The sequence below is a fragment of the Streptomyces yatensis genome (assembly GCF_018069625.1).
Lineage (GTDB): Bacteria > Actinomycetota > Actinomycetes > Streptomycetales > Streptomycetaceae > Streptomyces > Streptomyces yatensis.
This window is the reverse complement of the sequence record NZ_CP072941.1, coordinates 9,833,764-9,847,049: the sequence shown is the minus strand read 5'-3', so window position 1 is coordinate 9,847,049 and position 13,286 is coordinate 9,833,764. Positions and strand designations below refer to the sequence as shown.

15 protein-coding genes are annotated in these 13,286 nt (G+C 71.9%); 10 read left to right on the top strand and 5 right to left on the bottom strand.

Annotated features, from left to right (window positions below; all coding sequences use genetic code 11):
* The first annotated feature begins 3 nt into the window (after positions 1-3).
* Positions 4-1,023: an SMP-30/gluconolactonase/LRE family protein gene (locus J8403_RS40980; RefSeq protein WP_211127617.1), complete on the top strand. Its 1,020-nt coding sequence runs from the start codon at positions 4-6 to the stop codon at positions 1,021-1,023.
* Here the strand turns inward: J8403_RS40980 and J8403_RS40975 are convergent.
* The 5 genes from J8403_RS40975 to J8403_RS40955 form a co-directional block, all read right to left on the bottom strand.
* A complete protein-coding gene (locus J8403_RS40975) occupies positions 1,002-2,333 on the bottom strand; it encodes a S1 family peptidase (protein ID WP_425519921.1) in 1,332 nt (443 codons plus the stop codon). The genes J8403_RS40980 and J8403_RS40975 overlap by 22 nt on opposite strands.
* 138 nt (positions 2,334-2,471) lie before the next feature.
* Entirely contained in the window at positions 2,472-2,834 is a 363-nt protein-coding gene (locus tag J8403_RS40970; RefSeq protein WP_014058130.1) for a hypothetical protein, read from the bottom strand.
* The gene (locus J8403_RS40965; RefSeq protein WP_211127615.1) at positions 2,831-4,249 is read right to left on the bottom strand and encodes a serine/threonine-protein kinase; all 1,419 of its coding nucleotides are present in this window, start codon (positions 4,247-4,249) and stop codon (positions 2,831-2,833) included. The genes J8403_RS40970 and J8403_RS40965 overlap by 4 nt, the downstream gene beginning before the upstream one ends.
* A 105-nt stretch (positions 4,250-4,354) precedes the next feature.
* Entirely contained in the window at positions 4,355-5,842 is a 1,488-nt protein-coding gene (locus J8403_RS40960; protein ID WP_246586234.1) for an FG-GAP repeat domain-containing protein, read from the bottom strand.
* Positions 5,843-5,993: 151 nt separating this feature from the next.
* Positions 5,994-6,584, bottom strand: coding sequence for a histidine phosphatase family protein (locus J8403_RS40955; protein WP_246586233.1), 591 nt, complete (start codon positions 6,582-6,584; stop codon positions 5,994-5,996).
* Between the two features lie 274 nt (positions 6,585-6,858).
* Here J8403_RS40955 and J8403_RS40950 point away from each other — a divergent pair, with 274 nt between their 5' ends.
* The 9 genes from J8403_RS40950 (at position 6,859) to J8403_RS40910 (ending at position 13,139) form a co-directional block, all read left to right on the top strand.
* Positions 6,859-7,083: a CbtB domain-containing protein gene (locus J8403_RS40950; protein ID WP_059148283.1), complete on the top strand. Its 225-nt coding sequence runs from the start codon at positions 6,859-6,861 to the stop codon at positions 7,081-7,083.
* Positions 7,084-7,137: 54 nt separating this feature from the next.
* A complete protein-coding gene (locus J8403_RS40945) occupies positions 7,138-7,914 on the top strand; it encodes a CbtA family protein (protein ID WP_211127612.1) in 777 nt (258 codons plus the stop codon).
* A gap of 125 nt (positions 7,915-8,039) precedes the next feature.
* Entirely contained in the window at positions 8,040-9,596 is a 1,557-nt protein-coding gene (locus J8403_RS40940; protein ID WP_211127611.1) for a Rieske 2Fe-2S domain-containing protein, read from the top strand.
* Between the two features lie 169 nt (positions 9,597-9,765).
* Positions 9,766-10,125 carry a hypothetical protein gene (locus tag J8403_RS40935; protein WP_211127610.1) on the top strand — a complete coding sequence of 120 codons (360 nt, stop codon included), beginning with the start codon at positions 9,766-9,768 and terminating at the stop codon, positions 10,123-10,125.
* Positions 10,126-10,302: 177 nt separating this feature from the next.
* Entirely contained in the window at positions 10,303-11,010 is a 708-nt protein-coding gene (locus J8403_RS40930; RefSeq protein ID WP_211127609.1) for a dienelactone hydrolase family protein, read from the top strand.
* A 188-nt stretch (positions 11,011-11,198) separates the two neighbouring features.
* Positions 11,199-11,855, top strand: coding sequence for an RlpA-like double-psi beta-barrel domain-containing protein (locus J8403_RS40925; RefSeq protein ID WP_211127608.1), 657 nt, complete (start codon positions 11,199-11,201; stop codon positions 11,853-11,855).
* 194 nt (positions 11,856-12,049) lie between these two features.
* Positions 12,050-12,223: a hypothetical protein gene (locus tag J8403_RS40920; RefSeq protein ID WP_211127607.1), complete on the top strand. Its 174-nt coding sequence runs from the start codon at positions 12,050-12,052 to the stop codon at positions 12,221-12,223.
* Between the two features lie 168 nt (positions 12,224-12,391).
* The gene (locus tag J8403_RS40915) at positions 12,392-12,838 is read left to right on the top strand and encodes a nitroreductase family deazaflavin-dependent oxidoreductase (protein ID WP_211127606.1); all 447 of its coding nucleotides are present in this window, start codon (positions 12,392-12,394) and stop codon (positions 12,836-12,838) included.
* Positions 12,839-12,983: 145 nt separating this feature from the next.
* Positions 12,984-13,139: a hypothetical protein gene (locus J8403_RS40910; RefSeq protein ID WP_167746535.1), complete on the top strand. Its 156-nt coding sequence runs from the start codon at positions 12,984-12,986 to the stop codon at positions 13,137-13,139.
* Positions 13,140-13,286: the final 147 nt, after the last annotated feature.

The window sequence follows — 13,286 nt, the reverse complement described above, 5'->3', positions numbered from 1 at the left end:
GCCATGCCGCGCATACGCCCCCGTACCCGCACGGACGTGGCGGCCGAACCGCTGCCGTATCCGCGGGTGCTGGCGCCGGAGGCGCACGGGCCCGAACATGTCGCCGTCGACACGGACGGCCGGATCCTGACCGGGACCGCGGACGGGGCCATCCGGCGGCTGACGCTGGCCCCGGACCATGAACTCATCCGCTCCGAGGTGCTCGCGCACACCGGCGGCCGGCCACTGGGCCTTGTCCCCTGCCCCGACGGCGACCTGCTGGTGTGCGACGCGCGGCGCGGACTGCTGCGGGTCGGGCCGGACGACGGATCCGTACGGGTGGTCGCCGACACGGTGGCCGGGAAGCCGCTGCGGTTCTGCAGCAATGTCGCCACCGCGGCGGACGGCACGGTCTACTTCACCGTGTCCAGCCGCCGCCACGGCCTGGAGGACTGGCTCGGCGACATCGTCGAGAACACCGCCACCGGGCAGCTGCTCCGGCTGCGGCCGGGCGGCCGGCCTGAGGTGGTGCTGGACGGGCTGCGGTTCGCCAACGGGGTCGCGCTCGCCGCCGACGAGTCATATGTCGCCGTGGCCGAGAGCGGCGCCTACCGGATCAGCCGGCTGTGGCTGACCGGCCGCCGGGCGGGGACACGGGACCTTCTCATCCGCGATCTGCCGGGCTTCCCGGACAATCTCACGCGTGGCCCCGACGGCGTCCTCTGGGTGGCCCTCGCCGCGCCGCGGCAGCCCGCCGTGGAACTGCTGCACCGCGCTCCCGCCCCGCTCAGGAGGGCGGCGGTGCCCGTCGTCAGCAGGCTCCGGCCCAGCCCGCGGCCCACGGTGCGGGCCCTGGCGATCGGGCCCGACGGCCGGGTCGTCCGCCATCTGGTGCGGCGCCGGGCCCCGTACCGGATGGCCACGAGCGCGTGTGTGCTCGGTGGCCTCCTCATCCTGGGCAGCCTTCTCGAACGGGGCATCGCGGTGTGCGCGCTGCCGCCCCGGGACGCCACCGCACCGGCTCATCCCCAGCCGGCGGGATAGCGGCGGTAGCGGCGGCTCCTGGGCCGGATGGCCAGCGTGGACAGCAGACCGGCGAACCCCACCACGATGACCACCAGGCCGGGGCCGAGGCTCTGGGCGTAGGCCACGACGTCGTCGAGCGTCGAGACGCCGTCGTCGATCCCCGAGGTGCCGGGCCCGGCGCCCGTCTGGCCGCCGGAGGCGATGGACGGGTTGGCGCTCTGGGCCTTGGCGCCCGGGATGCTCACCCCGAGCGCGCTCAGCGCCTTGGTCACGGGCTGGAAGAAGGTCACCCCGCCCTTGGTGCAGTCGCCACTGCCGCCGGAGGTCACGCCGAGCGCCACGCCCTGGGCGAAGAGCGGCCCGCCGCTGTCGCCGGGCTCGGCGCACACGGTGGCCTGGACCAGCCCGGTGACCGTGCCCTCGGGGTAGTTGACCGTCGCGTTGAGCCCGGTCACCTTGCCCGAGCGCAGCCCGGTGGTGCTGCCGCTGCGGAACACCTCCTGGCCCACGACGGGGTCGGCCACGCCGGTGACCCGCACCTCCTGGCCGCCACCGACACTCAGCACACTGCGCTGGTCCAGCGAGGTGTTGTCGTACCGCACCAGCGAGAAGTCGTTGCCGGGGAAGCTGGTCTGGACCGTAGTACCGATTTTGGTGCGGCCGGTGCCGTCGGTGAACCAGGGGGTGCCGGGGGGACCGCAGTGCCCCGCCGTCAGGATGAAACCGGTCTGGCCGTTGGTGACGTTGAAACCGGCCGAGCAGCGGCTGCCGTTGGTGAACATCGGGGAGGCGCCGGCGGTTCTGGTGGTGAAGGAGTCCGTCGTCCGCTGGGTGCGCACCGCGTCCCCCACCTCCGCCGCGAGGTCCTTCATCCTCGACCAGCGGGCGGTGGAGACGGTGCTGTCGCCGACCAGTACGACCTGGTTGGACTTGGGGTCCACCAGCCACGCGGTGCCCGCCACCCGGGGCGCCGAGCGCAGTTTCTCGGTCGCGGAGTCCAGCTGCTTCATGCTGTACCGCACCCGTTTGGCGGTGGCCCCGGCCCGGCTGACCTCGCCCGCCGCCGTGTCGTCCGTCACCGCGACCACCGGACGGCCGTCGGCGCCGATCCAGTTGCCCGCCGTACGGGAGGTGCCGAGCGCGGACACCAGCCGGCCGCCCACATCGTCGGTCTGGCGCGCGGTCAGGGCTCTCGAACCGTCACTTCCGGTCGTCCCGTGGGCCGATCCGCCCGGCACGGCCTGCGAGACCATCACCCCGCCACAGACCAGTGCCCCGACAGCCGCGAACCGCACGACCCGGCGCACTCCTCGCCGCATGTGCTTCACCACCCTGTCTCCTTACGTCGATCCAGCCGGGGCCCCGGACGGCGAAGGCCCTGCCCCTCATACGTAAGGAAGCGGCGTCCTGCTCACTCCCCGGACGGAGCGGCGGCCACGGCCTGCCGCGGCCGGCGGGAGACGGGATCAGCGCCGGTCGCCGTAGCGCTTTCCGAGGAATCCCCCGACCAGGGCGGCCGTGCCGCCGCCGAGGATGGCCGCGCCCTGGGTGGCGGCGTCATGGGCGAGGAAGTACGTGGCCACCCAGATGTACGCCACGACCGTGCCCGCGCCGAGCAGTGAGCCGAATGCCTGCAGTCCCGTGTGGACCCAGTCCATGCGGCGGCGGTGTTCGCGTTCCCGCTGAAGCTCGGTGAGCATCCACTCCACCGTGCCGGGCCTGACCGCCTCCCACTCCTTGGCCTGTTCCACCGGCAGCCGGTCGCCCCAGGGCACCGCCGTCTCCGGGGGACTGCCCGGGGCGGGGTTCTCACTCGCGTTCTCGGTCACGGCGCCTCCCCCGGACGGTCCGGACGGGATGGGGGATCGGCGGCCGCGGACCGTGGCGGAGGCGGACCGAGGGCGGTGAGGAAGTCGGCCATGTCCCGCTCCATCTCTCGCTCCACCGGACGTCGCGCCCGCCGCACCGGGGGCTGAGGGATCGCCAGGGACGCCAGATATCCCTCGCGCAGCGCCTGCCAGGGCCCGGCGGGCCGGTGGGCGGCCGCCTCCGCGGCATCCGGGCGCAGGGCGTCGAGCCACCGGGCCCGGCGGTCCCGCTGTCTGGCCGACGCGAAGCCGCGCGCCGCGAGCGCCAGCCACAGCAGGCCGAGGCAGCCGAGCCCCACCCATCCGGGAACGTCGTCCAGGGAGCCGGGGCGCAGTGAGGGCAGGGCCACCGCCCCCGACAGGGCGAGGAGGATCCCCAGCACGACGACGACCGAGACGAGGGCTCCGCCGCTCAGCGCACTCGCCCGGGCGGCCGGTGGCGCGGCCCCCGCGGAGGCCGGGGCGGCCCTTGCCTGGGCGGGCGGGGCGGGCCTGGGTTCATCCCAGGCCAGGGAGCGCAGCAGCGCCTCGGCCTGTTCGGCCGTCAGCCGCCGTTCCGGGTCCTTGACCAGCAGACCCTCGATCAACGGCCGCAGCGGCCCCGCGTATCTCATGGGCCGCGGCGGGTCGTTGAGCACCGCGCTCATCAGCTCGCCCACGCTCTCCCCCTGGAACGGCACGACGCCCTCGACGGCCTCGTACAGGGTCACGCCCAGTGACCACAGATCCGCCTTGAGCATCGCTTCCGCGGCCGCCGGATGGGGCGAGGGCGTGAAGCGCTCGGGCGCCATGTAGGCGGGCGTTCCGACCACCGTGTCCTCGTCCACGAAGGTGAGGCCGAGATGGTCCACCAGCACCGCGGGGCCGTCCGGGCGGAAGAGGATATTGCGCGGTTTGACGTCCCGATGGGCGACCCCCGCCGCGTACAGCGCCCGTAACCCGCGCAGCACCTCCAGGCCGATCCGGGCGACCTCGGGCACGTACGGCCGTCCGTCCCACTCGCGTATCCGGTCCGCCAGCGAGCGCGGGTCGAGGCGCTCCATGACGATCCAGACCCGGCCGTCCCGCTCGCCCAGGTCATAGATGGTGGCCAGATGCTGATTCACCGTCGCGGCGAGGACGCGGATCTCACGGCGCAGCCGTTCGCGCCACCGCCGGTACGCCTCCGGGTCCGGATCGCCGCCCGGGCGCAGCTCCTTGACGACGACGGGGCGGCCGCGCGCCACGTCGTAGGCGTCCCAGACCAGGCTCATCCCGCCCGCGCCCAGGCGCCCGCGCAGCTCGTACCGGCCGCCGAGCACGCTCCCGTGCGGCGATCCCCGCTCGGAGCCGTGCTCGTGCCGATCGTCTCCGGATGTTCCCCCGGTCGTCCCCATCCGCCACCCCCTCACCAGCCGACTGACGCCCACAGTAAGGCGTCGGCCGGGCCCGGCGAAGAGGGTCGCGCGCACCCGGACACGAGCGCGGTGGCGCACCGCGGCTCAGGAGGCGCCCTTCTCGTACGGGGCGCTCGTGAACACCACCTTGTCACGGGCGCCGTCGGTCATCCAGAACCGTTGCGGCTTCTCCCCGTAGAGCGCGAAGAGCGGGTCCGGCCCCCAGGCCAGCACGACCTCGTCCTTGCCGTCGTGGTCGAAGTCCCCGGCGCCGAAGAGCCTGACGGCGCGCTGCTTCTTCGGCACCTTGCGGCCGTCCACGCGGGCCGGGACGGTGCGGTCGAGGGTGCGGCGGTGGGCGATCTCGCCGGGGGCGCCCGGGCGGATCGTCAGCAGTTCGGTGCCGCCGGTGCGCAGCGAGACGGCCAGTTCATCGGTGCCGTCTGCGTCGGTGTCGGCCGCGGCGAGGACATCGCCGCCCAGGGCGGGGATTTTGATCGGCGAAGGGGTCGATCCGGCCGCGCGCTTGGTGTACACGCTCACCGACTGGCTGACGTCCGCCGGTTCGGTCTCATAGCCCGGTTCGTCGTTGCGGCTGCCGGTGTCGGCGACCGCGACATCCCGCTTCCCGTCGCCGTCGAAGTCGCCGAAGGCGATGGCGTTGCCCTTGCGGAGGGTGCGGCCGGTGCTGGCGAGGCCGTCCGGGCCCGCCGTGAGGAGCGCGGACTCCATCTGGTCGTCGTCGCCCTGGGCGTGCACCACCAGGTCGGTGGGCCGGTCACCGTCGATGGCGTCGGCGTACAGCTCCGCGATCTGGCCACCGGACCCGAGCGGATTGGCGTACGTCTCGGTGCGGGCGGCCCTGCCGTCGCGGCCGAACGGGCCGTACATCACGTGGAAGTCCTTGCCGCTCTGGCGCACGGCGGCCAGATCGTGGTGTCCGTCCCCGTTGAAGTCACCCACCGTCAGGGGCCGTGGGATCTCCAGGCCGTCGTCGACGTCGGCCAGCCGCACCGGAGTGGCGGGGGCTCCCCGGCGCGGCCCCTCGGGGCCGCCCCAGGTGATGAAGGGGAGCGTCTGGCTGGTGATGTGAACGCGCTCGGTGCCGGCCGGATCGCGCTCCTTGGTGGCGGTGGCGATCACATCGGCGAAGCCGTCGCCGTCGAGGTCCGCGGTGGTCGCGGAGTGCATCTCGCCCGCGTCGCGCTCCTGCCATCCGGCGCCGGTGGGCAGGCCGAGGTCCGCGCGGCCGAGCACGGTGCGGACGGCGGGGTCGACGCCCTTCGCCGCGCCGTACACGTACGCGACATGGCGCAGGCTGCCGAGTTCCTGGCCGGAGGCGAGCGGGATTCTGAGCTCGGGGCGGCCGTCGCCGTTGAGGTCGTCCGGCAGCGCGCTGCCCTTGCCCCGGGGGACGGGGGCGGTCGCGGTGGGCGTGACGACGGGTGCGGCCGTGCTCTTCCCGGCCCCGTCGCCGCCCTTCTTCGCATCGTCTCCACCGCCACCGCCACCGCCGCACGCGGTGAGCAGCGCCAGCGCGGCGGCGCAGAGGGTGGCGGTGACGGGGCGGAGCCTGGTGGTGGGGGATGCCATCAGGCCACGACAGCGCATCGGATGGAGCAGCGCCATCGGAGAGATCGTTTCGTTACGGCACAGCCCCATTACGGCACAGCCCTGTGACGGCACAGCCCTGTGACGGCGCGGGTTCCGCTACGGCGCGGTCCCCCGTCAGGGCGCGCCCCCGCTACGGCGCGCTCCCCGCCAGCGGGTGTCCGCAGCGCAGATTCCACCGGCCCGCACGGCCGCTGAGCTCCGTCGCCGTCAGCGGGGCGACGTCCAGCCGCCAGAACGCGGGCGCGGGAAGGCCGAGGGCGTGCACGAGCGCGGCCCGGACCACGGCCGGTTCCACGACGGCGAGCAGTCGCCTCTCGCGGGCGGGGGCGGGCGCTTCGGCCGGTGCCGCGCTCTCCCGGTGCGTCTCCAGCCAGGCCCCGATCCGCTCCACCAGCTCCAGCAGCGACTCGCCGCCGTGCGGCGCGGCGGCCGGATCGGACAGCCATGCGGCGACCTCCTCCGGCGCCTCCTGCCCCACCTCGTCCAGTGAACGGCCCCGCCAGCGGCCCACGTCGAGATCGCCCAGCTCAGGCGTCACGGCGGCGTCGAGCCCCAGGGCCCGGGCGGTACCGCGGCAGCGCGCGGAGGGCGCGGTGAACGCCGTGTCATGGTGGGGCAGCGCCGCGGCCGCCGCCTCGGCCCGGCGCACCCCGGCCGGGTCGGGCGGGGCGTCGTCGAACCGCACCTGCCGCAGCGCCGCGTTGACAGCGGGCGCGACCAACGTGATCCGTACCACCCAACCCCCTCTTCCGCACCATTCGCCCACGTAGAAGGGCACATTCCGGCATCCGCGCCGTAGCGGCGGACGGCCGTCGCGCGCTACGGTCTCATGACAAGACGACGGCGCGACGGAAGCCCGGTGAGATTCCGGCACGGTCGCGCCACTGTGTGTCCGGCGGAGCACCCGTACGCGGGCCGCCCGCCGGGCGAGTCAGACCCAGCGCCGTCGCATGAGTACCAACGACCGGGACGCGTGTTCCCCTGGAGGTTCCGCCATGGCACAGTCCGCCATTCCCGCACCCAGCGCTCAGCCGGTGCCGGAGATCACCCCCATCTCGCTGAAGGCCATCGCCCCGTGGGCGCTCTTCTTCGGCCTCCTCATGCTGATCCTCCTGTATTTCATCGGCGCCGAGCAGGGCGCCACCGCCGTCGTCTCCGGCGAGGGCGTGCACGAATGGGTCCACGACGGACGCCATTTGCTCGGCTTCCCCTGCCACTGACCTTCGACCTCCGCTTTCCGCCGCAGGTCCCGTCCCAGGGGAATCGAAACGTTCATGAACTCCATATCCGTCCGGGCGTTGCTCGTCCGGGGCATGCTCGCGGGTCTCGCCGCCGCGCTGCCGGCGCTTGCCGTGGCCTATCTGCTCGGTGAGCCGCGCGTGGACTCGGCCATCGCGTTCGAGGAAGCGCACAGCCATGAGCACGGCGGCGCCGAGCTCGTCAGCCGCACCATGCAGTCCACCGCGGGGCTGAGCACCGGCGTGCTGGTCTACGGTGTCGCCTTCGGCGGCATCGCGGCCCTCGCGGTGTGCGTGGCCCTCGGCCGCATCGGCCGGTTCGGGCCGCGCGCCACCGCCGCGCTGGTGTCGCTCGGCGCGCTGGTGGCCGGCTATCTGGTGCCGTTCTTCAAATACCCCGCCAATCCGCCGGCGGTCGGCGATCCGAGCACCCTCGACCAGCGCACCACGCTGTACTTCCTGATGGTGGTGCTCAGTGTGCTGCTGTCCGTGGGCGCGGTCATCCTCGGCAAGCGGCTCGCGCCGAGGCTGGGCAACTGGAACGCCACGGTGGCCGCTTCGGTCGCCTTCATCGTGGCGGTGGGCCTGGCGTACGCCTTCCTGCCGTCGTTCAACGAGGTGCCCGAAGGGTTCCCGGCGACGGTGCTGTGGCAGTTCCGGCTGGCCGCCCTGACCGTCCAGTGCACTCTGTGGGCGTCGTTCGGCCTGGTCTTCGGGCACCTGGCCGAGCGGCTGCTCGCGCCGCGCCCCACGGCGGAGGACCAGGTGGCGGCCACGGGCGCCACCGGTCTGGCCACGGCGGAACGACCCTGAGCACACCGGCGTGACCCGGGTGGCGGATCCCGCCACCCGGCAAGCGCAGCCGCGGATGCGCATCACCACGAACCCCCACACGGTGGAGATATCGGACATCACCGACCGGGTTGGGGTGCTGTGGTATGCGCGTGACCGGACTTGGGCATGCTGGACTGTTCATCGAAACCGCGGCGGGGTCGGTGCTCTGCGATCCATGGGTGAATCCCGCCTTCTTCGGCTCGTGGTTCCCGTTCCCGGACAACACCGATCTGGACTGGGCGCACTATGGGCGCGCTGCGGACTATCTGTACGTCTCCCATCTGCACCGCGACCACTTCGACGCGGAGAATCTGCGCCGGACCGTGCGCAAGAACGTCACCGTGCTGCTTCCGGCCTTCGCCACCGATGAGCTGGAACGCGAGCTGAGAGCGCTCGGCTTCACGAACTTCCTCCACACCCGCACGGGCACACCGGTCGAGCGCGACGGCCTGCGCATCATGATCACCGCGCTGACCGGCCCCGGGGACGGCCCCATCGGCGACTCGGCACTTTCGCTGGACGACGGCGATACGGTGCTGCTCAACCAGAACGACGCCCATCCGCTGGACATCGCGGCGATCCGGGAGTTCGGCGAGGTGGACGCCTACTTCGTCCAGTTCTCCGGGGCGATCTGGTATCCGATGGTGTACCAACTGCCGGACTCCGCCAAGAAGGAGTTCGCCGCGCGCAAGCGGCAGGGGCAGTTCGACCGGGCGCTGCGCTATATCGACGCGGTGGAGGCCAAGCATGTGTTCCCCAACGCGGGCCCGCCGTGCTTCCTCGACGACGAGCTCTTCGAGCACAACGGCACCGGCCGGGACGGGACAAGCATCTTCGTGGACCAGCTGGAGTTCCTGCGCCAGCTGGGCCGGGCGCGCCCGGAGGTGAGGGCACGGCTGCTGCTGCCGGGGACGGTGGCGGAGCCGGAGGACACCGCGTGCAAGCTCACCCACCGCTACACCGAGTCGGAGATCGAGCACATCTTCGGCGAGAAGCGCGCGTATCTGCGGGACTTCGCCCGGCGGCAGCAGCCCGTGCTCGCCGCCGAGCGCGCCTCGCGGTCTCCGGCACTGCCGCGCGAGCGGCTGCTGGCCGAGCTGAAGCAGTGGTGGGAACCGCTGTTGACCCGGGCCGACCGGATCTGCGCGGGCGTCGGCGGCCCGGCGCGCCTGGACGTGGGCGAGGTGCCGATCGTGATCGACTTCCCGGCGCGGGAGGTCCGTCTCTGGGACGGTGAGCGCTGCCGCTACACGCTGTCCACCTCGGCCGATCTGGTGGCCACCAACATCGAGCGGCGCGAGGTGGACTGGTCCAACAGCCTGCTGCTGTCGATGCGGTTCACCGCCAGCCGGATCGGGCCGTACAACGAGTTCCTGTACGTGTTCTTCAAGTGCCTGTCCATGGAGCGCATCGAGTACGTGGAGAACTACTACGACTCATGCCAGGACGACGGCCAGGACATCGAACTGGACGGCTGGCGGGTGCAGCGGCGCTGCCCCCATCTGCGCGCCGACCTCAGCCGGTTCGGGCAGATCGAGGGCGAGGTGCTCACCTGCACCCTGCACGGCTGGCGCTACGACCTGTCCACGGGCCGCTGTCTGACCTCGGACGGACACGACATCCGCGCGTCGCCCACGTCCTCCCCCGCCGCCGGGTCCTGACCCACGGCCGGACCGACCGGCCGCGCACCCGCGCTGTCCCGGACAGGACACGGACGCCCAGGCCACGGCCCTGAGGCTGTCCGGGACAGCGCCCAGCACCACCATCCGCCCCCGGGCGCTGGCACATTCGTCTCCGTCGACCTCGCTCACTCGTAACGGAGGCAATGTGATGACAGGCAAACTGCGCCGGCTCTCCCTCGCCGCGGCCGGGGGCATGCTCTCCCTGGGGGCGGTGCTCACCACCGCGGGCCACGCGAACGCCGCGCCCACCGCGACGTACTACGGCACGTACGAGCATCGCGACGGCTGTGTGTATCTGGTGACCTCGAGCGGCACCCCGTACTACCTCCCCGGCTACACCATGGGCGGCAACGGCGGCCTGTACAAGCAGGGTGGCGGCTTCATCGCCTACCCCGGCTGGAACATCAAGGCCACCGGAACCGCCTCCACCGGCTCCGGTGGGACCACCCTCTGCACGACATGGGGCACCGACCGCCGGATCAAGGCGACGTCGATCTACTCCTACTGAGACCGACCGCCTACTGAGACCGACCGCCCGAGGGGGGCCGGCCGTGGCGGCCATCGCCGCCACGGCCGGACGTATCGCCTCGGAGTGTGCTCGGCACCGGCGCGGGCCCGGTCGCCCGGGGCCGTCCCTACGATGGGTGGGGCCAGCGACGATCGGTACGACAGGAGCGATGCCCCCATGCCCGACGCCCCGAAACCGACCGGCTCCTCCGCCCGTCAAAACGTCACCTTCCCCAGCGCGGGCACCACCGCCCACGGCTATCTGGCGCTGCCGCCCTCCGGGCAGGGGCCCGGAGTGATCGTCATTCAGGAGTGGTGGGGCCTGGACCACCACATCGCCGATGTCACCGACCGGCTGGCCCGCGAGGGCTTCGTCGCGCTGGCGCCCGATCTGTACGGGGGCAGCGTCGCCCATGACGCCGAAGAGGCCCACCGGATGATGGCGGAGCTGCCGGTGGAGCGCGGCGTCGAACTGCTCTCCGGGGCGGTCGGCCATCTCCTCGCCCGGCCCGAGGTCACCTCCGCCACCGTGGGGGCGGTCGGGTTCTGCATGGGCGGTGGCTTCGTGCTGTATCTGGCCGCCACCGATGCCCGGGTCGGCGCGGCGGTGCCCTTCTACGGTGTCATTCAGGGCGACCTGCCGGACTTCTCGGGGCTGCGGGCCGACATCCTGGGCCATTTCGGGGAGAACGACAATGCTGTACCGCTGGACGGTCTGGAGCGGCTGCGCCTGGCCATCCAGGAGCAGTCCGGCGTGGAGCCGGATTTCCGGGTCCATCCCGCCGGTCACGCCTTCTTCAATGACGAGCGGCCGTCCTATCACGCGGAATCCGCCGCGTCGGCGTGGCGGAGCACGGTGGACTTCCTGCACCAGCGGCTGGGCTGAGGAAATCGGCTCACGCCCGAAAGGGCCTTAAGGCTTCATGAAGCCTTAAGGCCCTTTTAAGGTGAGGCCCGGAAGATCCCAGCACCGTTTAATCCTCAATCACATTCGTCAAAAAAAATTCCGCCGGTCATGAGACGACTCCGGCATGCGCCCGTATGGGATGACGGGCAGCTCGAAAAGGAGTCGAAATGACACGCAGAAGGACACTCAGCGGCAAGAAGAAGCTCGGCCTGATGGTCGGCGCGCTGGCGCTGGCGGGAACCGGCGCCGGGGTCCTGGCGGCCACCAGCAACGCCAGCACCGACAACGCGGCGCAGTCCTCCACGGCCTGCACCGGGCTGGAGCAGGCGCTGGCCAACAACCAGAAGTTCATCGCGGACCAGCAGGCCAACCCGGACGCACAGTCGGAGGCGCGGATAGCCAATCGCCAGGCCGTCATCGAGGAGATCAAGCGAAAGCAGCAGGCGTCGGGGTGCAGCGTCGACGAGGCGGCCGGGCAGGGAGAGGCGGCGGCCCCGTCCGACGGCGGCGCCTCGGCCTCGGCTCCCGCCTCGGCCGCCCCCTCGGACTCCGGTGCCGGTGATTCCGGCGCCTCCGGCGAGGTCGTCTGCGCGGGGTCGACCGTCACCCTGTCCGGTGAGGGCGGGGCCCCGGCCGCCTCCAGCAACCAATTCCCGGTCGGCACCAAACTCAAGGTGACCAATCTGGACAACGACAAGTCGACCACGGTCTCCGTCGCCTCGACCTCGGGCAGCTGCGCCCTGCTCAACAACGCCGCCTTCGAACAGGTTCGCGAACCGGGCAAATTCCTGATCCGCAACGCGCGCATCGAACGCGTGGGCTGAACCGCCGGCACCGAGGACAGGCCGTGGACGCGTCGCAGACCGCCGACGCCTCCACGGCCCGCCCTCGCCCGGGGCCTGAACCGCGCCCGGACGTGAACCGGCGATCTGACCGCCATGTCCGACTGTGACCGGTATCGCAGGGTGAGCGCGACGCGCCTGGGTACCCGCTGCCCATGAACAGAAATGAGCAGCCAATGCTCACTCCCGATCTGCCGCCGGTCGTCGACGTACCGGACCTGACCTTCCCTGCTCGTGGACGTCAGTCCGATGAGTCGAAGCGCGCGGCGGAGCGGAACGGTGACAAGGAAACCCCCAGCTCTGCCTCCACCCCCACTTCCTCCCCCGACCAGCGCCGCATGGCGGCGTAACGGACGTCTTCCCCGTCGCCGCCCGACGGCCCGAGCCCGTCGGGATGATCTCGTGTACTTCCCCGTGTTGTCGGGATGATCTCGCACACTCCCCGTGTTGAGGATGAGCACGGGGAGACGTCAGGCGAGTCTTCGCATCAGGGACAACGCAGCAAGGGGACGGACATCATGCCGTTGCAGGGTGAGTACGAGCCGAGCCCGGAGAAGTTCGTACGGGATCAGGTCGAGCTCTTCGAGAGCTCCGGTGGCACCGAGGGAACGACCATGCGGGGCATGCCCGTGGTCGTCCTGACCACGCGGGGCGCGAAGAGCGGAAAGATCCGCAAGACCCCGCTGATGCGGGTGGAGCACAACGGCACCTACGCCGTCGTCGCCTCGCTGGGCGGCTCCCCCAAACATCCGGTCTGGTACTTCAACGTCCTGGGTGACCCCCGGGTCGAGCTGCAGGACGGCCCGGTGCGGCAGGACATGACCGCGCGCGAGGTCACGGGCGAGGAGAAGGCCCTGTGGTGGGAGCGCGCGGTCGAGGCGTACCCGGACTACGCGGATTACCAGACGAAGACCGACCGCCAGATCCCGGTCTTCGTCCTGGAGCCGACGCCCGCCGGGCACTGACCTGCGACGGGCCCGGCGCCTCGCACCGCGCCGGGCCCCGGTGGATCACCGGGAACCCCCGTGTGATCTACGCCAAAGCATGACCGCTCGACAGATCGGGTAGCCGGGGCCTGACCCGGAATCCGTAGCCAAGGAAGTGCGCCAGATGACCGCGACCGACAAGCCCGACTTCGTGCCGATCTACGACAGCCTCGTGGCGGAGCACGGCGACGTCCCCGCCGAGGCCCGGGAGGCGGCCGAGGTCATCCAGCGGGAGGCCGCCGAGGCCCTGGACTGGAGCAGGGTGCACGGCGGCGGCTGACGCACTCCGGCCCCGCGCCCGGGCCACCGTATCCGTGTCCGGTGAGCGGCCGTCCGTCATCCACCCGGAAGGCCGCTCGGCACCCCCTCACCTTCGATAAGCTGCCGATGACGCACGGTGCTTGATGGCGTCGACACTTATCTCATG